General features: G+C 54.8%; 9 protein-coding genes. 4 read left to right on the top strand and 5 right to left on the bottom strand.

The features are described from left to right. Positions 1–60: 60 nt before the first annotated feature. The 4 genes from CPH80_RS03150 to guaB all read right to left on the bottom strand — a co-directional run bounded on the left by CPH80_RS03150 (position 61) and on the right by guaB (position 12936). Complete coding sequence (locus CPH80_RS03150) at positions 61–8418, bottom strand: GH36-type glycosyl hydrolase domain-containing protein (RefSeq protein ID WP_197703604.1); 8358 nt, start codon at positions 8416–8418, stop codon at positions 61–63. Between the two features lie 408 nt (positions 8419–8826). Then, positions 8827–9759, bottom strand: a complete 933-nt coding sequence (locus tag CPH80_RS03145; RefSeq protein ID WP_096275579.1) for a formate/nitrite transporter family protein — start codon at positions 9757–9759, stop codon at positions 8827–8829. 102 nt (positions 9760–9861) lie between these two features. Further along, positions 9862–11439 carry a glutamine-hydrolyzing GMP synthase gene (guaA, locus tag CPH80_RS03140; RefSeq protein WP_096275578.1) on the bottom strand — a complete coding sequence of 526 codons (1578 nt, stop codon included), beginning with the start codon at positions 11437–11439 and terminating at the stop codon, positions 9862–9864. 33 nt (positions 11440–11472) lie between these two features. After that, a complete protein-coding gene (gene guaB / locus CPH80_RS03135; RefSeq protein WP_096275577.1) occupies positions 11473–12936 on the bottom strand; it encodes an IMP dehydrogenase in 1464 nt (487 codons plus the stop codon). A gap of 238 nt (positions 12937–13174) precedes the next feature. Here guaB and xseA point away from each other — a divergent pair, with 238 nt between their 5' ends. Together xseA and CPH80_RS03125 are read left to right on the top strand one after the other, a co-directional pair. Further along, complete coding sequence (gene xseA / locus CPH80_RS03130) at positions 13175–14551, top strand: exodeoxyribonuclease VII large subunit (protein ID WP_096275576.1); 1377 nt, start codon at positions 13175–13177, stop codon at positions 14549–14551. A gap of 89 nt (positions 14552–14640) precedes the next feature. Continuing rightward, positions 14641–16515 carry a propionyl-CoA synthetase gene (locus tag CPH80_RS03125; RefSeq protein ID WP_096275575.1) on the top strand — a complete coding sequence of 625 codons (1875 nt, stop codon included), beginning with the start codon at positions 14641–14643 and terminating at the stop codon, positions 16513–16515. On the opposite strand, the gene leuA is transcribed toward CPH80_RS03125, so the two are convergent. Then, entirely contained in the window at positions 16493–18214 is a 1722-nt protein-coding gene (leuA, locus tag CPH80_RS03120) for a 2-isopropylmalate synthase (RefSeq protein WP_096275574.1), read from the bottom strand. The genes CPH80_RS03125 and leuA overlap by 23 nt on opposite strands. A 146-nt stretch (positions 18215–18360) precedes the next feature. Here leuA and CPH80_RS03115 point away from each other — a divergent pair, with 146 nt between their 5' ends. Then, on the top strand, positions 18361–18858 hold the full coding sequence (locus CPH80_RS03115) for an Lrp/AsnC family transcriptional regulator (protein ID WP_096275573.1): 498 nt from the start codon (positions 18361–18363) through the stop codon (positions 18856–18858). Positions 18859–18983: 125 nt separating this feature from the next. Next, entirely contained in the window at positions 18984–20723 is a 1740-nt protein-coding gene (locus CPH80_RS03110) for a proline--tRNA ligase (protein WP_096275572.1), read from the top strand. The last annotated feature ends 20 nt before the right edge of the window (positions 20724–20743 follow it).

Raw genomic sequence — 20743 nt, 5'->3', positions numbered from 1 at the left:
GAGGCTATATAAGCGCCACGAAAATACCATTATTTACAGTTATTACCAAGCAATCTGGCATTAGCGCACGTGCACGACAACATGGTGCTCCCGCTGGTCGTCCATCAAGGGCACTATATGTTGCAAACCCCCTGCCCGATCTTCACTTATCGTCGTGACCCGAGCACCATCGAGCATCACCTGACCTGCCTGCTCCGATTGTTCGCCGTTGCATTTAACGGTGATGTGGTAAAGCGTTTCGCGATAGCGGTAATGGATGGTGTATTCATCCCAATGTTCCGGCACACACGGCGTAATAATCAGATGATCCTTTTCCAGTTTCAGGCCTAGAAGGCTTTCCACGGCCAGCCGATACATCCAACCCGCAGCTCCCGTGTACCAGGTCCAGCCGCCTCGGCCTGTATGCGGCGGTGCGCCATAAACGTCAGCACACATAACGTAGGGTTCGACCTTGTAGAGCTCCATCGCATCCGGCTCACTGCTGTGATTGACAGGGTTGAGCATATCGAAAAGTTCCCAAGCGCGCTCTCGGTCGCCCAGCTCGGAAAATGCCATCGTGGCCCAGATTGCAGCATGGGTATACTGGCCGCCGTTTTCGCGAACGCCCGGAACGTAGCCCTTGATATAACCCGGCTCAAGGACGGATTTATCGAAGGGTGGATCGAGCAACTGGATCAACTGAGCATCTCGGCGCACCAGTCGCTGGTCTACTGATGCCATCGCTTGACGGGCACGCTTGGGATCGCCTCCGCCCGACAGAACTGCCCAGCTCTGGCTAATCGAATCAATCTGACATTCGTCGTTTTCGGATGACCCCAAAGGCGTGCCATCATCAAACCACGCGCGCTTATACCAGTCGCCGTCCCAGGCATGGGCTTCAATATTTCCTACGAGCCGTTCGGCCTGCCCGCTGCACAATTCGGCGAAGCCTGTGTCGCCCCGTTCATGTGCCAAACGGGCAAACTGCTGCAAATTCTCATACAGAAACCAGGCCAGCCAAACACTTTCACCCTTACCGTGCCGACCAACAAGGTTCATGCCGTCGTTCCAGTCGCCACAACCCATTAGTGGTAACTGATGCACACCAAAACGCAGCCCGTGCTTGATAGCTCGCACGCAATGCTCATATAAGCTTGCCGACTCCGCAGAACGCTGGGGCTGGTCGTAATAAGCCTCTTCATCCGGATACAACTCACGCCCTTCCAGGAAGTGCACCTGCTCCTCGAGAACGTCAGTGTCGCCGGTGGCCAATACATAACGACACGTGGCATAGGGCAGCCACAAATAATCATCAGAAAAATGGGTGCGCACGCCTTGTCCTCTGGGAGGATGCCACCAGTGCTGTACGTCGCCCTGAGTAAACTGGCGCCCTGCGCATCTAAGCAGCTGCTCACGAGCAAGCAAAGGCGTGGCATGAATCAGTGCCAGGGTGTCTTGCAGCTGATCACGGAAACCGAAGGCGCCACCAGATTGATAATAGCCACTGCGGCCCCAAAGCCTGCATGACAGGGTCTGGTAAAGTAACCAGCCGTTTACGAACACATCCATCGCTGGGTTCGGAGTCTCCACCTGCACTGCACCCAAAGTATGGCTCCAGTATTCCGAGACCGACTCCAGGGCCTCCCGGGCGCCCGCTGGTCCGCTAAAGCGCTGAATGAAGTGCTGCGCCTCATCGGTGTTGCTAGCTGCACCGAATACAAACACAATTTCGCGCTCTTGGTCTTCAGCCAATTCGATCTGTGTCTGCAACGCGGCGCAGGGATCCAGCCCCGCACCAACCCTGCCTGACAAATGCGTACGGTGCAGCGCCGCGGGACTCGTCAGCGAACCGTTGCGGCCGATAAACTCACTGCGGTTACCCGTTAATGTCTGCACGCGCTCGCCTATACCATCATGGTTTACGTGGGCGAAGACGACTCGATTGGCACATTCACGGCCATAGGCGTTGCGTGCAAAAAGCGCACCGCTGTGTGGATCCTTCTCGGTTACTATGTGCATCAAATTGGCGTGACGCCATTCACCAAGCACCAGTTCCCAATAGCCAGTAAGCGATATGCGCCTTGGTCGACTGGAATGGTTGCGTAGTTTGACGACCACAAGCTTCACCGGTGCATCCATGGCGACGTAAGTCGCCAACTCCGAGTAGATACCGGCTTCGTCGTGCTCAAATACGCTATAACCAAACCCATGCCGGCACACGTAGCCTGAAGCACTCTGGCTGTGAGTTGGAGCGGGCATTGGCGTCGGCGACCAGAAAGCACCCGTGTCCTCATCACGGATATACAGCGCCTCGCCGCTGCTGTCGCTCAACGGATCATTGTGCCAGGTGGTAAGGCGGAATTCGTGGGCGTTCTCAACCCACGTATAGACACCCCCACTCTCACTGACGACCGTACCTATGTAAGGGCTGGCAATAACGTTAACCCATGGCGCCGGTGTGGTCTGCCCCGGCTCAAGGGTAATAACGTATTCGCGCCCGTCCGGCGTGAACCCACCCAAACCATTACAAAAAATGCGCTCGTGAGCCGGCAGGGCTTGAGCGCGTTCGGTTTCTGGCTCAACAACGGTTTGCGCAAAAGGTAGCGGACGATCCGGAACACGCTCCACCAACGCACGGCGCCCAACTTGTTCAGCCAAAGTTTCGGCGGTATCGGTTATTACGACGCGAGCAACCGTCATGAACAGCACTCTATCCTCTTCGGAAAGCTCATCGGCGCGCCGCACAAACACACCGCCCGGTTTGTCGATGATTTCCGCTTCCGGCCCGGTATTGATCAAACCAATGATCCGATCCTGCAGATCCGCCCGATAGCCCGAAAAATCTTCGTTCAGAATCACCAAATCCACACTCAAGCCCTTCATCCGCCAATAGGCATGGGCTTGCAGCATCTGTTTCACCAAATCAATGCGGTTCAGGTTGCCAATTCGCAGAAGAACGATCGGCAAGTCGCCGGAAATGGCGAAACGCCACAGCCCGGACTGCCCCGACTGATTGCGAGCAATCATGCTAGGCGCGGCGCGGCGCAGGGCATGAGCGTATATTACGGAACTGGCCAAACGAGCATAAACCTGCGCATCGGCTTCCGTCGTGTTGATAAGGCGCAGCACCTCCTGACTTTGGCACCAGGCCATTTCAAAGGCGCGGTCAATGAAATGCCTGTCGCAGTATTTCTCAAGCAGCGCCAGGGCCGCTTCTCGCGTGTCCGCGACACCGGAGATGAGCTGCACAGAGGCCGACTCGTCAGGCTCTAGAGTGAGTGTACTGCGGATTGCCACTATCGGATCGAGCACAGGCCCCGCCGAGTTCGACAAGCGGTGCGCACCCTCATTAATCAGGCCTTTTGAGCTGCGAGGCAATTTATCAATGTGATCCAGTACTGTTGGATTGGCAGCCGTACGACCCCGCCCAATGAACCGGCTGCGGTCGGTCTCGTACGACGGTTGATCAATATTCGCGTCAGGTGCCGCCAGCAAATGAAACATCCAGGGTACCTGCTCACCCGGTGTTCGTGGCCTCCGTGTACAGAGAATTGCTTGCTGTTTAGGCAGAATTTCAGTCTGAACGAACAAATTGCTGAAAGCTCGATGGGCCAAGTCAGCATTCAAAGGTGCCAGCACCACCTCTGCGTAACTTGTTACCTCGATGTGGCGAATCTTGGAAGACTGATTAGTGAGTGTCACCCGGCGGATCTCAACATCATCTTCCGGCGATACGCTGATTTCGGTATGCGAATCAATAGCTTCATCTCGGCGGCGGTATTCAGCGCGCGCCTTAACAAATATCGCCTCATAATGCTCTGGCTTGCGCAGTGTTGGCTGATACGCCGTTGACCAATAACGTCCTGTGTCGCGATCGCGCAAATAGATGAAAGCGCCCCAGTTGTCGGCCGTGGCATCCTCACGCCAACGGGTGACCGCCAGATCCTGCCAGCGGCTGTACCCACCACCAGTATGGGTCGCCATGACATGATACCTGCCATTGGATAGCAAATGTACTTCAGGCAGCGGTGTGTTTAGGTCGGTAAAAACACGCATTATCGCGTCGGCTTCGGCTGAGGGAGGACGAGCAGCCGCACTGACTTCCGACGAATGTGGATACAAGGTGGCGCCTTGCTTCGGCACCCGCTCATGTAGCAACAACTGTGTCGCCCGAACTAAGGGGTCGGACATGAAACGGCGCTGCATAGGCTGATCGAGCAATAGATGTTCGAAAGCGAGCAAGCTCATACCCTGATGGTGTGCCATGAAAGTGCGCACGACGGCATGCTGCTTGCCCTGCGGCACCCGTGAAGGGGTGTAATCAATCGCTTCGTAGAACCCGTAGTTGCCCAGAAAACCGTTTTCCGCCAATACCTGCAGGTTTCGACAGGCTTCCAGCGGCATCACCATCAGTGCCAAGGCGCTGGCGTAAGGCGCAATAACCAGATCGTCCCCCAGCCCGCGTTTGAGGCCTAACCCGGGCACGCCGAACGCTCGGTACTGATACACTTGGTGCATGTCCGAGGCGTTATAACAGGACTCGGATATACCCCAAGGCACCGCACGCTGTCGGCCATATTCGATCTGGCGCGAGACCACAGACTTACAGGTCTGATCCAACAAGGTGTTCTCATAGCTCGGCATGATCAACTGCGGCATGAGGTACTCAAACATCGAGCCGCTCCAAGAAATCAGGCTCACGTCGCCGCCATGACTGGTCAACAATCGACCAAGTGCGAACCAGTGCTTCTGTGGCACCTGTCCTTGCGCGATAAGAAGGAAACTGGCCTGACGCGCCTCGGATGCCAGCAGGTCGTAGCACGAAGGATCCCGACGCCGCTCACCCACATCGTAGCCAATCGTCAACAAGCTGCGCGCGGTATCGTATAGGAATTCGAAATCCATCACAGCCAGTTCCCGGCATCGACCTACAAGACTATCGATACGCCTGAGCCGCTCAATCGCGCTCTTGTAGCCTGGGCCGCCAGCCCCGGCCAGAGTTAACAGTGTCGGCATGGTATCGAAATACCCGGGTTCCGGCGCTAACTCGCGAAGATCGTCTCGCAACGCTAGGGATTGTTGATCGAAAGCTCGTGCCCAGTAATAGAGTTCGGAACGGGTATTGGTATCTATGGGCAACCAAGCAACCAGGCCCCCAATACGATGAAGCTCACTTAGGGCGCTGTCAGTGGCGATCAACGTTTGTGGTGGCCCATAAATAATCAGCACGCGGAGGGTGTCGTCAAGAAGGCTAATTTTGTCCGAAAGCTCTTGGGCGAGTGTCGCAGATACATATTTTGTAAACACATGCAGGGTGTCCTGCAACCCTTGAAACGCATTTTCCGACAGTATTGGCGCATCTTTTAGCTCGGCCAGCCCCGCCTGTAATGTCAGCAGGCTACCGGCGAGGTTGCCGCTGTCCACTGAAGAAACATAATTTGGGCGCAGCGGTTGTAGGGTGCGGGTGTCATACCAGTTATAGAAGTGGCCACGGAAGCGCTCCAGCTTTTCCATCGTCAGCAGCGTGTTCTCGATCCGGCTCAGGGCTTCACCGGCGTGAATGTATCCAAAATCGTACGCTGCCAGATCAGCAAGCAGCGCCATACCTATGTTGGTGGGCGAAGTACGGGATGCGATGACTGGCACCGGGTATTCTTGAAAGTTATCGGGAGGCAGCCAGTTATCCAACGGAGATACAAAGTCCGTGAAAAAGCGCCATGTGCGGCGAGCCGACATGCGCAGGAAGGCCCGCTGGTCGGCCGTCAACTTCGAATCCGGTGTCTGTAAGGGTGTACTGATCCACCAACCGATGATGGGCGACAACAGCCACACCAAAAGGGTGGGCGTCCAGTATATCCACTCAGCCGAACGGGTCTGCCACAATGCAATCGCCAAGAGCACCGACACAGTCGGCGCGCCCCACATCTCCCTGAAAAAATCGACCGGTGTTTTTCGAGCGTTGCGAACGCCGTAAGATCTAAGCTGCCAAAGCAGCAAGCCGCGCTGAGTAAACAGCATGCGTATACCTGAGCGCAGAATCGCATCAAGAGAAACCAACGCTTCGTAGGGCAGAAAAACCCACGCGAGCATGGTCACAAAGAGCGGGCGAAGCACAGATTGACTGGCCAGAATCAGATGCAGCCGCCAGTTTCGTTCTTCAGGCTTACGGATGAATTCAATCAGAATTCCGAATAGCGCTGGCACAAACACAATGCTGGCGACCAGCAATAGCCAAAACCACGCAGGCCCCGGCCCTAGAAGCCAGCCAGCCACCAGCAAAAAAAGCAGCGCCGGGGACACGAGGCTGCGGCGTAGATTGTCGGCGATTTTCCATCTAGACAAGGCGGAAAGCGGGTTTGGCTGCCGTGTTTTTCCCGGCCCGGGTACGCTCGACCGCAACCAACCGGCAAGCTGCCAGTCGCCGCGTATCCACCGGTGCCTCCGGCTGGTTTCCTGGGTGTAACTGGCCGGATGCTCTTCAATGAGGTCAACATCTGTCACCAGTGCCGAACGCGCATAGCCACCCTCCAGCAGGTCATGACTTAGAATGAGGTTGTTCGGAAACCGACCATCAACGGCCTGGCGAAACGCATCTACATCGTAGATACCCTTGCCGATGAACGATCCCTCTCCGAAGATGTCCTGATAAACATCCGATATTTCACGGGTATACGGATCTATGCCCGCTTCGCCCGCGAACAATTTTGTGAACCTTGATTGACCTGCACTGGTGAGACTAATCGAAGCACGCGGCTGCAAGATCGCGTAACCCGCGACGACGCGCCCCTTGCTTGCATCGTAGACCGGCCGATTGAGCGGATGAGCCATATTACCGACCAGTGCGCGTGCTGAATCCCGTGGCAGTTGGGTGTCAGTATCCAGCGTAATGACATACTTGATCGACTCGAGGATAGATGGATCACCGATTCTTTCCGAAAATGCCGTTTGCCCCTCGCCCCTCAGCAGAGCATTAAACTGCTCCAGTTTGCCGCGCTTACGCTCATACCCCATCCATACCCGCTCGACTGGGTTCCAAACCCGAGGCCGATGAAACAAATAGAAGATGCAAGGGCGATCGTCGCTGTAGGTCGCGTTGAGCACATCAATCGCTACACGCGCGTATTCAAGCAGCGGCTCATCCTCGGGCAGAGAACATTGCGATGCATCATGGCAATCCGTCAAAAGGGCAAAAAACAGATTGCGATCACGGTTGCCGAGATAGCGAATTTCCAGTGCTTCAAGCAGATCATCCACGTCCTGCGTCCGGCAGAGCAATGTAGGAACGACCACCATAGTGCGTTCGCTATCTGGTATACCCTTCGAAAAATCCAGGCGCGGTAACCCGCCCGGCGGCAGGAACGTGGTTACAACGCGGTTTACCAAAGAAACCGCCAGCCCTGAGGCGCCAATAAAACCGGTTATAGCGAATAACCAATAGCGCCAGTCTCCCGGTACAAATCCACCAAACGGAAACTGCACCAGTGTTGCAGTTAGAGAGGTAAGTAACAGAATCGGGGTAAGATACAAAAACAGGCGATGAGGCCCGCCCATCCGGCTGGCTCGCGTCTTCCACGACAAACAACAGCCAACGGCCTGCTCTAAGCTTGGGCGACCTTGATCAATGAGGTAGCAGCCCACATGTGCACTTCGATCATGGGGGCCAAGTCGCTTTGCCGCTCCCTGAGCGAGATCAATGGCTTCGCGTGTTACCTCCCACTCGCGATGGGGGCTATCTCTAGCGATATCCTCAACAACATGCCGATAACGATCCCGGGTAGCAAAATCCTGACCTGCGTGTGTCCCTGCCGGATCTTTTTTCAATATTTTTTCGACGACACTGAGCGTCTCAACGAAATGCTTCCAATCCGTTGCGCCGATGAAACGCAGACTGCCAATGCTGTTGGCAATGGACACCTGATTAGCAGCAGCTGTTCGGCTGGCGGCCTGAGACAATTGGCTTGCGGTCACGCCCTGCTCATGCAGCTTTTGTTCAACCCACGCCTGCACAAAAGCAAGCGCTGGCCCCTGCAGTTGCAGTCTGGCGTAGAATTCCTCTACAAAGGGGGCCGTCAACGGTACGTCAGCTTGGGCAAACTCGGCTAACAAATGAACAAGGCGGCCGGGCTCCTTTTCGGCCGTTGTAAGCATGCGATCCGCCCAAGTGATGGCCGCATCGAGATCTTCTCGCCGGCTTGCTATTCGCACCGCCACTCGACGAAGGTTTTCCAGTAACGCGAGCCGCAGCATAATCGGAAACGCCCACAGCTCGCCAAGTTGGAGCGGTTCAGCGGTCTGGTAGGCAGCGACGAATTGGGTGGTGTTGTCGATATCGACGCGACCGTCCATGTGCGAAATCAGTTCTAGGCCCAGATCGTAGATGCGCGGAAAACCGGCAGACAGCCCCCCCCGCCAGCCGCGGTAGCTGTCGACTGTAGCCACGGGGGAGATGTCGTCGCGCCAGATTGATCTGCTGTTCGATGAGATAAAAATTATCGAGCAACCAAGCTTCCGACGGAACGATCCTTTGGCCAGGCATGACGGCAGCGGTTACTACGTCGTAAGCCGCCAGCAGCACACGCGCATTGTCTGCTAGTCGTGGCAGCAGCCTGTCCGGCCCCGGATGCGCATCGATTCCGTGCTGGGCAACCAGCGTAACCGCGTGGCGCTTCAGTTGTTCGATACTAAATAGTTCCGCACGTAACAACTCCGTATCCCGGTCATCGAACGGAAGGTTCTGCGTGCGTGCGGTAAACCCAAAATCTATCTTGCCTATGAGATTCTCCTAGTGGCGACCCGCCTAAACTATCGTATATTCATACTCAATTAGCGCCCTCCACGTATGCCGCATCACATTTCTTCATGAACTTGACCATAGGCCAGCATCGCGAATAAACCTGTCCCGCCGAGAATATTGCCAAGGAGTACCGGAGAAATATGGTAGATCAAGGCGGTGAAGATATTCATGTCGCCATTGAGCACCAGAGTAAAAATTTCATTTGACCCGGCAATCACGTGGGTAAAGCCACCCGCCGCGATCAGCCATGTAAACATGATGATAACCAACACTTGGGATCCCTTCGCCGAAGGCAGCATCCACACCATTGCCGCTATGAAAAATCCTGCTGGAATCCCCCGTAAAAATGTCTCAGTGGGAGTCAACGTTGCCAAGTGGTGCGAGATCTCCAGAATCGCCGAGAGGGTGTCTGCGGTAAAAATGCCTCCGTGAACGCCGATGGTGGCGGTTAAAAACGTGCCACACAAATTGGCCGTAAGCACAATTCCCCAAAGGCGCGCGGTGCAATAAAACCGGTTACGCGTAGGCTCGGCAAGAACCGGCAGCACCACCGTGATGGTATTTTCAGTGAACAGTTGAAGCCGACACAGGATCACCAGAACAAACCCGAACGTGTAGCCCAGGCTTTCAATCAACGTTAAGTAGGGGTGATCTGCGCCTAGATTGGAGCGGATAATCCCTTCAACGAGAACCGAGGTCGAAATCCCGACTCCCGCTGCCACACCTGACCACCAGAGTGAAATTTTCGGGCGTTGTAGCTCGTCTTCGCCCTCGCGCAGGACAATAGAATAGAGAGTCAACGGCGATAGATTGCCATGCTCGGATACGGTATCACGCTCTTTCGGAGTCAGTGATTTCTCGCTAGACGTGGGTGTCTGTTCCCGGGATTCACGATCCTGAGCCTTGGCACGAGCCTCTTGATCGTCCGCAGATTTCTTGGCTTTCTTTTCGGAGGAGATATTACGATCGGTTTCCCCATCACCCATCTAAGTGTCCTTTAGCCATCCCGAAAACGATTATGTTGCTGCAACGTTGAGCTTTTGGAAAGCTGCCTTCGATAATTATAATAGCTTAGATCCCGTATTCGGCTACTCCCACTCGATGGTCGCAGGCGGCTTAGAGGACACGTCATAGGTTACGCGGGAGATACCGCTAATCTCATTGATGATGCGGTTAGAAACCGTTTCAAGCAGATCGTATGGAAGGTGCGCCCAGCGAGCTGTCATGAAATCGATGGTTTCAACGGCACGAAGGGCGACAACCCACTCGTAACGGCGGGCATCACCGACAACACCTACAGATTTCACGGGCAGGAATACTGCAAACGCTTGGCTGGTTTTGTGGTAAAAGTCAGCGCGGTGTAACTCTTCCAAGAAGATAGCATCGGCGCGACGCAGAATGTCTGCGTACTCTTTCTTTACTTCACCCAGAATACGCACGCCCAAGCCCGGCCCCGGGAACGGGTGGCGGTAAACCATGTCGTAAGGCAGGCCAAGTTCTAAGCCAATACGGCGAACCTCGTCTTTAAACAGTTCACGCAGAGGCTCTACCAACTTCAGTTTCATGGTTTCTGGCAGGCCACCCACGTTGTGGTGGGATTTGATCACGTGAGACTTACCAGTCTTGGAAGCCGCCGATTCGATCACATCCGGATAAATAGTACCCTGGGCCAGCCAGTTCACATTCTGAATACGGGTGGCTTCTTCGTCGAACACATCAATAAACGTGTTGCCAATAACCTTGCGCTTTTGCTCCGGGTCGCTAACGCCTTTAAGGTTAGTAAGGAAGCGTTCTTCGGCATCGGCACGAATCACTTTTACGCCCATGCTGCTGCCGAACATGTCCATCACCTGGTCGCCTTCGTTCAGACGCAACAAGCCATTATCTACGAACACGCAGGTAAGCTGGTCACCAATGGCCTTGTGCAAAAGCGCTGCCGTGACGGATGAATCGACGCCACCAGACAAGCCCAGTAGAACCTTATCGCTCCCTACCTTCTCACGAATTTTCCGTACCGCGTCATCGACAATTTTGGCCGGTGTCCACAGTGCTTCGCAACCACAGATCGACAGAACAAAGTGTTCTAGAATGCGCTTACCTTGCAGCGTATGGGTCACTTCTGGGTGAAACTGCAGGCCATAAAGGTTGCGAGACAAATCCTGCATTGCCGCGATGGGCGCACTTTCGGTGGATGCCAGCAGCTCGAAGCCCTCCGGCATGGCAACAACTTTATCACCGTGGCTCATCCAGACGTCGAGAAGAGATTCGCCCGTCGCAGTAAGGTGATCGGTGATGTCTTGGAGCAGCGGGCCTTTGGCGCGCACCTTCACCTGAGCATAACCGAATTCCCGCTTCTCAGAGCTGGCTACCCGACCACCCAGTTGCTCGGCCATGGCTTGCATGCCGTAACAGATCCCCAGCACCGGAATACCAAGCTCGAACAACCCTTCTGGCGCGCGCGGACCACCCAGCTCTGTGACGGATTCTGGGCCACCCGCCAGCAGAATGCCTTTGGGGTTGAACGCCTGCAGCTCTTCATCCGTGATGTCGAACGCACGAACTTCACAGTACACGCCAATGTCACGCACACGACGTGCAATCAGCTGAGTGTATTGAGAACCAAAATCTAAAATCAGAATACGGTGATCGTGAATATTGTGAGCCATGGAATCCTCGGGAAAAAATTAAGCTGTCTGTTCTCAACTTACGCGATAGTTCGGGGCTTCTTTAGTGATGGTTACATCGTGCACATGGCTTTCACGCATGCCAGCACCGGTAATGCGCACAAACTGGGGCTTAGTGCGCATGTCTGTCATGGTTGCGCTACCTGTGTAGCCCATGGACGCACGCAGGCCACCTATCAGCTGGTGGATAATATTACGCATTGGCCCTTTGCAAGCAACGCGACCTTCAATGCCTTCTGGCACCAGTTTCTCAATACCCTTGCTGGCGTCCTGGAAGTAGCGGTCGCTTGACCCCTGCCCCATGGCGCCCAGTGAACCCATACCACGGTAAGCTTTATAGCTACGACCCTGATAAAGTTCGATTTCGCCGGGCGCTTCATCTGTGCCCGCCAACAGACTGCCGATCATCACACAGTGGGCGCCAGCAACGATGGCCTTGGCAATATCACCGGAGAAGCGCACGCCGCCATCCGCAATCAATGGAATATCACGGCCTTTCAGCGCTTCCGCAACGTTGGACACAGCCGACACTTGCGGCACGCCCACGCCAGCCACAATGCGGGTAGTGCAGATAGAGCCGGGGCCGATACCCACTTTTACCGCATCCACGCCGGCATCGGCCAACGCAATAGCCGCTTCACTGGTGGCAATATTCCCGCCTATCACCTGCAAATCCGGGTAATTCTTCTTGATCCACTTAACACGCTCAATCACACCGCGAGAATGGCCGTGGGCGGTATCCACTACAATCACATCCACCCCAGCATCGGCTAGCGCAATGATACGGGCTTCGGAATCGCCGCCGGTGCCAACCGCAGCGCCCACGCGCAGGCGACCCTGGTTGTCTTTGCATGCTAACGGGTAGTCTTTGGCTTTTTGGATGTCTTTAGCGGTAACCAGCCCCCGAAGCTGGAAGTCGTCATTCACCACCAGTACTTTTTCGATGCGGTGACGGTGCAGCAACTCCTTCACTGACTCCAGGTCGGCGCCTTCCTTAACGGTAACCAGTTTTTCTTTAGGCGTCATGATTTCACGGACTAGCGTATCCATGCTGCTCTCAAAACGGATATCCCGACCGGTCACAATACCAATCAGCTCGCTACCGTCGACGACCGGCAAGCCTGAAATATTATTGGCTATGGTGATTTCAACCAGTTCGCGTACGGTATTCTCCGGCTTGACGGTAATCGGATCTTTTACCACACCGCTTTCGAATTTTTTAACCCTGCGCACCTCAGCGGCCTGCTGATCTGGGCTCATGTTTTTGTGCATAATGCCAATGCCGCCTTCTTGGGCCATGGCAATCGCCAACTCTGCGTCGGTTACCGTGTCCATGGCCGCCGACACCAGCGGTATGTTCAACGTAATGGTTCGGGTCAGCCTGGTGCGCAGATCTGCCTCGTGGGGCAAAACCTCGGAATAACCGGGTACCAGCAGAACGTCATCGAATGTGAGAGCTTCTTCGGCAATTCGCAGCATTGGGATAGGCCTTTTGAACGTGCTAAATTTGAACCTTCGGTGCGGCACCTATCAACCTGAAGATGAGGAAGATGAGGGTGCAGCCGCAAAGTAAAATGCGTAATCGAGCTATTATAAAGAGGTGTCGCAGGTCAGTAAACTGCGCAATTTCCTGTATCAAGCCGCATGCGATTGAATTTCCGCCACTTTACACTCATATTTTTCGGCTATTGCGTATAAGCCGGTTAGGAGCTTTTTGGTGAATGATGTGTTTCAGGACACCCGGCCCAGAGCGCTGACAGTCAGCGAGCTGAACCATCAGGCCCGACACCTGCTGGAATCCAGCTTTATGCAGGTGTGGGTTGAAGGCGAACTGTCGGGCTTTTCCCGGCCCTCATCTGGCCACTGGTATTTTTCTCTGAAGGATCCCAAGTGCCAGATTCGTTGCGCCATGTTCCGGGGAATGAACCAGCGTATTCGTACCATACCAAAAGAAGGCGATAAGGTTCGCATTCGTGGCAAGGTGACCCTGTACGAAAACCGGGGCGACTTCCAAATCATTGTCGAGCACATCGAACCCGCCGGCTTGGGCGCGTTACAGCTGGCCTTTGAGGAGCTAAAACGCAAGCTGCAGGCAGAAGGCCTATTTGAGGTGGGCCGAAAAAAGCCGATTCCCACGCTGCCCGCACACATCGGCGTAGTCACTTCCCCAACCGGCGCAGCCATACACGATATTCTCACGGTTCTTGCACGGCGCTGCCCGGCGATACCGGTCACGCTTTACCCCACAACCGTTCAGGGCCAGCCCGCTACCGCAGAAATAGTGAGAGCTATTGAGCTGGCGCAAGCGCACGGCGTGGCCGATGTACTGATTATCGGCCGTGGCGGTGGCTCAATAGAGGATCTGTGGTGCTTCAATGAGGAGGCCGTAGCCCGTGCAATCGCAACCTGCGCTATTCCTACAGTGAGCGCCGTTGGCCATGAGACCGACGTGACCATTGCCGATTTTGTGGCGGATCTACGGGCACCCACCCCCTCAGCAGCCGCTGAAAAAGTGTCACCAGATCAGCGGGAGATGCTTCGACAAATAAACGATCGTGAGCTCCGCCTTGCCAACGCCGCCAAACGGGTGTTCCAGCGCTTGAACACAAAGCTGGAACACCTCTGGGCGCGCCTTCGCGATCCCCGGCGCGAGCTGCTGGAAAAAGCTCAGCGCTTAGACGAACTGGAGTTGCGCCTGGGGAAATCCATAAAACAAAACATGGATCGTTCGCAGGTGCGAAACGCTCACCTGGCGCAACGTCTTGCCATGCAATCCCCCGGCAAACAGCTCGCAAATAGCCGCGAAGGCCTTGACCGCTCTGCTTCACAACTGAAAAAGGCAATGCAACGAATCCTGACGCAGCTGCAAGACAGGCTGGAACACACAGCAGGGACTCTCAACGTGGTAAGCCCACTGGCTACTCTGGGGCGCGGGTATGCCATTGTTCGTGATGAGCATGGCAATATCATCCGCAACGCATCAGACGTCGCCTCTGGCGACCGGATTTCTGCACACGTAGCAAAGGGTACCGTCACGGCCGAAGTAAAATTTATCAATTCAGATAACAACTGGCCTCAAAACCCCAGTAACTAAGCCTATTGTCTACTGGATCACTATCTTAAAGCGCCTAAAGTTGGAAGCACTCACAATAGAATAACAACAGGCCCAACGAGGTAGAATGTATGGACTATCACTCAGAGTTCCGGAGATCGATTGATAAGCCGGAAGACTTCTGGCGTGAAAAGGCAGGCGACATCGACTGGATCAAGCCACCAGAAACCATCTGGCAAGCCACCGACAACGGCCACGGCGAGTGGTTTACAGACGGTACACTCAATACGTCTTATGTGGCCCTGGATGCCAACGTGCGTGCTGGCCGGGGCGAGCAAACAGCCCTTATTTACGATTCTCCAGTTACGGGTTCAAAGCGCACCTACACCTACAGCGAACTGACCGACGAAGTTGCCCGTTTTGCCGGTGCCCTGAAAGCGCAGGGCGTCAGCAAGGGCGACCGGATTATCATCTACATGCCGATGATCCCCGAGGCTGTCATTGCGATGCTGGCATGCGCCCGTATTGGTGCTGTTCATTCTGTAGTATTTGGTGGGTTTGCAGCCCATGAACTTGCCGTTCGAATTGAAGGTGCACAACCGAAAGCGGTTATCACCGCATCTTGCGGTATCGAAGTCACCAAAGTGATTGAATATAAGCCCTTGGTTGATAAAGCCATTGAACAGGCTTCCCACAAGCCTGATTTCTGCGTCGTATACCAGCGTCCACAGGCAAAAGCACAGATGCAGGCTGGTCGTGATCACGACTGGAGCGACCTAATGGCCAGTGCCGAACCTGCCGACCCGGTGCCCGTTAAGGCTACCGACCCGCTTTACGTGCTTTACACCTCCGGCACCACTGGCAAGCCTAAAGGGGTGGTGAGAGATAACGGCGGGCATGCCGTCGCTCTCAAGTACAGTATGAAATTAGTGTATGACGCCAGCCCCGGCGACGTATTCTGGGCTGCATCTGATGTGGGCTGGGTGGTGGGCCACAGCTATATTGTGTACGCCCCGCTGTTCGCCGGCTGCACAACCGTGCTCTATGAAGGTAAACCCGTCAGAACACCAGACGCCGGCGCCTTCTGGCGGGTAGTGCAGGACCACAAGGTAAACCTGCTGTTTACCGCGCCTACCGCTTTTCGCGCGGTGCGCAAGGAGGACCCAGAGGCAGACGAGCTTTCACGTTACGACACCAGCTCCCTGCGGAAAATTTTTCTGGCGGGTGAACGCCTGGATCCTCCCACTTATGAGTGGCTCAGGGAGCACACCCAGCTCCCCATACTGGACCACTGGTGGCAGACCGAAACCGGTTGGGCCATTTGCTGCAACCCGGTTGGCATAGAAACCATGGCCACTAAGCCCGGCTCCGCAACCGTGCCTTCACCCGGCTATAACGTTCAGGTTGTGAGCCCCAGCGGCAGCCCGATGCCCGCAGGCGAACAAGGTCAGATCGCGATTAAGCTACCGCTACCCCCCGGCTGTTTGACGACAGTATGGGAGAATGACCAACGCTTCCTAGACAGCTACCTTAATCCTATTCCCGGCTTTTACAGCTCGGGCGACGGCGGCTTTATAGATGAAGACGGTTATGTCTTTGTTATGGGGCGCACCGATGATGTCATTAACGTAGCTGGCCACCGCCTTTCTACCGGTGAAATGGAAGAAGTGGTTGCCGCTCATCCGGCCATTGCCGAGTGCTGCGTGGTGGGCGCTCACGACGATATGAGAGGCCAGGTTCCGCTGGGCCTCGTGCTCATCAAAGACGGCGCGACCATTGATCACGATGAGCTAGAGGAAGAGCTTGTTGAGATGGTTCGGGACAAAATCGGCGCAATTGCCTGTTTCCGCCGAGCACTGGTGGTGGATCGCCTGCCCAAGACTCGCTCTGGAAAAATCCTGCGGCGGGTTATTCGGCAGATTGCCGATGGGGAGGAATACGCGGTGCCAAGCACCATTGATGACCCTGCAATACTTGAAGAAATCAGCGAGCAATTCCGTCGCTGACTGGGTCTTTTAAGGCAGCGTAAGTTACCTTTCCAACCTTATTGTCTAACTCTCCCACTGCTTGGGCGACTGCGGAAAACAGTGCCTGCAGAGTTGCCGAGGCTGTATCTTCCGCCAGAGCTGCGGCGCTGCATTGTTTGCCTCCGGCGGTCAGACGTATACAGGCCAGAGCGTTGGCCCGGGTACCCTCACCCAGGGCAAACTCATCATAGGCCTCCACCGCTATGGCAAATCCGAAGCGTTTTTCCAGTGCGGCCGATACGGCCTCAACAGCACCAAGGCCTCGACCTTCAAGACGTACCGGGGCTGATTCGTTGCCGAACGCCACCTCAGCAAACACTCCCTGCTCGTCTCTGTGTAAATCGTAAGCTCGCAATGCCCAGTCTTCATGTACCTTCAGATATCGCTGTTCGAACAAACGGTGAATAGACGCTGCGTCGATCTCGCCGCCGTTGGTTTCCGCAGCCTTCTGAACCACCTTGCTGAATTCAATCTGCAACCAGCGAGGCAGGCTGATGTTGTAGTCCCGCTCAAGGATATAAGCGACACCGCCCTTGCCCGACTGGCTATTAATGCGCACCACTTCTTCATACCTGCGCCCCAGATCAAACGGGTCGATGGGCAGATACGCCACATTCCAAGCATCGCCGTCTTTTCTACGCGCCAAACACTTGCGAATGGCGTCTTGGTGGCTACCGGAAAAGGCGGTAAACACCAGTTCGCCGGCGTAGGGATGTCGCGGATGAGTTGAGATTTCAGTACAGGCCTCCACAACCTCTGTGATTTCCGCCATGCCAGACAAATCCAATGTAGGGTCAATGCCCTGGGAATACAGGTTCATGGCCATGGTCACCAAATCCATGTTGCCCGTACGCTCGCCGTTGCCCATGAGCGTACCTTCTACGCGATCTGCACCGGCCAAAACAGCCAGCTCAGCAGCGGCTACGCCACAACCCCGATCGTTATGCGTGTGCACGCTGATGCTGATGTGCTCCCGATGGCGAATGTTGTCGCACACCCATTCGATCTGATCCGCGAAAACATTCGGTGTGGACATTTCAACGGTGGCTGGCAAGTTGAAAATAACCGGCTGCCCCTCGTCCGGGCGCCACACATCAGATACCGCATCGAGGACTTCAACAGCAAAGTCCAGTTCAGTACCGGTAAAGCTCTCTGGCGAGTACTGGAACGTCCATTCGGTATCTGGATGCTGTGCAGCTAAATCTTTGACCACCTGAGCGCCGTTCACCGCAATATCTCGGATTCCCGCTCGATCCAGCCCGAACACCTGTTCACGCTGTACCGTTGAAGTGGAGTTATAGACGTGAACAATGGCACGCCGAGCACCTTTTAATGCTTCGTAAGTACGCTTAATTAACTCAGGCCGGGCCTGGGTCAGCACCTGGATTTTCACATCGTCAGGAATCCGATTTTCTTCAATCAGCTTACGGCAAAAATCGAAATCTGGCTGGCTGGCTGCTGGGAAACCAATTTCGATTTCCTTGAACCCCAGCTTTACTAGCAAATCGAACATGCGTTGTTTCTGGGCAACATTCATGGGCTTTACCAGCGCCTGGTTGCCATCGCGAAGATCCACCGCGCACCAAGTGGGTGCTTTTTCGATGACCTTATCTGGCCAGCGGCGGTTGGTTTTTGCTACCGGCCGGAAGGCCGCGTATTTGCGATGATCAAAAGCCATGTCTGTCGTACTCCGTAGGGGTTCGGATGGTTGTCTTAATAGAATCTAGCTTAACGCGTTCTCTGAAGCATGTGGTTGCGAAATTGCAGATTAAAGGGTAATTTATTAGTCATATATTTCCCATATTCAATATGGAACGCAATTTTATGCTCCTAAAAAACGAAGTACTCATACAAATCGACAAAACCGACCGGCGCATCCTGGCACAGATACAAAAAGACGCCTCCCTGACCAACCAGCAGCTCGCGGAACAGGTGGGGCTGTCCCCGTCACCGTGCTTGAGACGGGTGCGTGCGCTGGAGGATGCGGGCATTATTGTGCGCACAGTGACAATCCTTGATCACAAAAAACTGGGCCTTTCATTAACTGCTATTATTCTAATTGGGATGGATAGGCACACACCTGAGCGTTTCGCTGCGTTTGAGGAAAAAGTAGCTGAATACCCCGAAGTTCTGGAATGTTATCTGGTGACCGGTCACGATGCTGATTACATGCTGAAAGTAGTGGTTCCAGATATGGACGAATACCATCACTTTCTGCTGAACCGGATCACCCGGATTCAAGGGGTAAGCGGCGTTCACTCAAGCTTCGTTTTAAGGCGTGTGATCGACCATACTGCCCTGCCCTTAGGGTATTTGTCGTGATACCCCTTATCATGGCCACGCACCCGCTTGCCGGATAACCGCATTCGCCATCTGTACCTTGTGCCGCAGGCTCCGTACAATAATCACCACTTTATTCTATGAAACATCACTGAACGGAAACCACAATGCGAGCAAGCCGTTACCTGATTGCAACCCAGAAAGAGACGCCTTCGGACGCGGAGGTTATCAGCCACCAATTAATGCTGCGTGCAGGCATGATCCGGAAACTGGCCGCCGGACTTTATACTTGGCTGCCCGTGGGTTTGAGAACGCTGCGCAAGGTTGAGCGGATTGTTCGCGAAGAAATGGACAAAAGCGGTGCTCAGGAAGTTCTGATGCCAGCCGTTCAACCGGCGGAACTCTGGCAAGAATCCGGTCGCTGGGAGCAATATGGTGGTGAACTTCTGCGAATGAACGACCGTCACGGTCGTGAGTTTTGCTTTGGCCCCACCCATGAAGAAGTGATTACCGACCTGGTCCGCAATGAGCTGAAAAGCTACAAGGAGCTGCCGGCCAACTTTTACCAAATCCAGACCAAGTTCCGCGACGAACGCCGCCCCCGATTTGGGATCATGCGCGCCCGGGAATTCATCATGAAGGACGCCTACTCCTTCCATGTGAATGCCGAATCTCTGGATGAAACTTATCAGGTTATGCATCGCACCTACTGCGCCATTTTTGATCGCCTAGGCCTAGACTACCGCCCGGTACAAGCAGATTCAGGCGCGATTGGTGGCAGTGCTTCCCATGAGTTCCATGTGCTGGCTTCCTCAGGCGAGGACGATATCGTGTTCAGCACACAAAGCGAGTACGCCGCCAACATCGAAAAAGCCGAAGCGGTCGCGCCATCTGGCGAGCGAGCCTCTCCAGCGGAAGAACTGAAAGAAATTGCAACGCCAGATCAGCGCACCATTGAAGCTATCTCGCAGTTCCTGAGCATTGATGCCACCCGCACGGTTAAAACGCTGCTAGTTAAAGCCGAAGCGGATGAAGAAGGCAATGCGGGGCTAGTCGCGTTGATCCTGCGTGGCGATCACACGCTAAACGAGATCAAAGCAGAAAATCTGGCAGGTGTTGCAGAACCCTTGACCATGGCCATGGCCACCGACGAGGAGATCGAGGCGACAATCGGGTGTAAAGCCGGCTCCATTGGCCCGGTCAGTTTGAATATTCCCGTTATTGTGGATCGCAGCGCGGCCCACCTTTCGGATTTCGTGTGCGGCGCTAACAAAGAAGGTGTCCACCTGACCGGCGTAAACTGGAAGCGGGATCTACCGCAGGGTCGTGTTGAAGACATTCGCGACGTGGTAGAAGGCGATGCCAGCCCAGATGGCAAAGGCACTCTGGAAATACGCAGAGGCATTGAAGTTGGCCACATTTTCAAACTCGGCAATAAATACAGCACCGCCATGAACGCCACGGTGCTCGATGAAAACGGAAAAACCGTGATCATGGATATGGGCTGCTACGGAATCGGTGTGTCCCGCATCGTGGCTGCGTCCATCGAGCAGAACCACGATGACAAAGGCATTATCTGGCCGGATGCCATTGCGCCCTTCCAAGTGGCTATTGTCACGTTGAACGCCCACAAAACTCCGGCGGTCGCCGAAGCTGGCGAGAAACTCTATGAGCAGTTGCAGCAAGCTGGCTATGATGTGCTTCTGGACGACCGTAAAGAACGCCCGGGCGTAAAGTTTGCGGATATGGAGCTAATGGGGATTCCCCACCGCTTCGTTATCTCGGACCGTGGGCTTACGGCTGGCACCCTTGAGTACAAGGGACGCCGAGATGCGGACAAGCAGGACATTGCTATTGATGAAGCACTGCAGGTTCTTATCGACGCTTCGCCGAAAACAGGTCTTTAAAGGCAGGTTTTGATCGTCAG

Source organism: Marinobacter sp. LV10R510-11A (genome assembly GCF_900215155.1).
In the GTDB taxonomy this organism is placed as follows: domain Bacteria; phylum Pseudomonadota; class Gammaproteobacteria; order Pseudomonadales; family Oleiphilaceae; genus Marinobacter.
The sequence above is the reverse complement of the archived record's forward strand: the minus strand, read 5'-3'. Positions and strand labels throughout refer to the sequence as shown.

What these genes read in the sequence shown, in the direction of transcription:
- CPH80_RS03145 (WP_096275579.1), bottom strand. Translation starts at nt 9,759, where the DNA reads ATGGGTGATGGGGAAACCGATCGTAATATCTCCTCCGAAAAGAAAGCC.
- guaA (WP_096275578.1), bottom strand. Translation starts at nt 11,439, where the DNA reads ATGGCTCACAATATTCACGATCACCGTATTCTGATTTTAGATTTTGGT.
- guaB (WP_096275577.1), bottom strand. Translation starts at nt 12,936, where the DNA reads ATGCTGCGAATTGCCGAAGAAGCTCTCACATTCGATGACGTTCTGCTG.
- CPH80_RS03125 (WP_096275575.1), top strand. Translation starts at nt 14,641, where the DNA reads ATGGACTATCACTCAGAGTTCCGGAGATCGATTGATAAGCCGGAAGAC.
- leuA (WP_096275574.1), bottom strand. Translation starts at nt 18,214, where the DNA reads ATGGCTTTTGATCATCGCAAATACGCGGCCTTCCGGCCGGTAGCAAAA.
- CPH80_RS03115 (WP_096275573.1), top strand. Translation starts at nt 18,361, where the DNA reads ATGCTCCTAAAAAACGAAGTACTCATACAAATCGACAAAACCGACCGG.
- CPH80_RS03110 (WP_096275572.1), top strand. Translation starts at nt 18,984, where the DNA reads ATGCGAGCAAGCCGTTACCTGATTGCAACCCAGAAAGAGACGCCTTCG.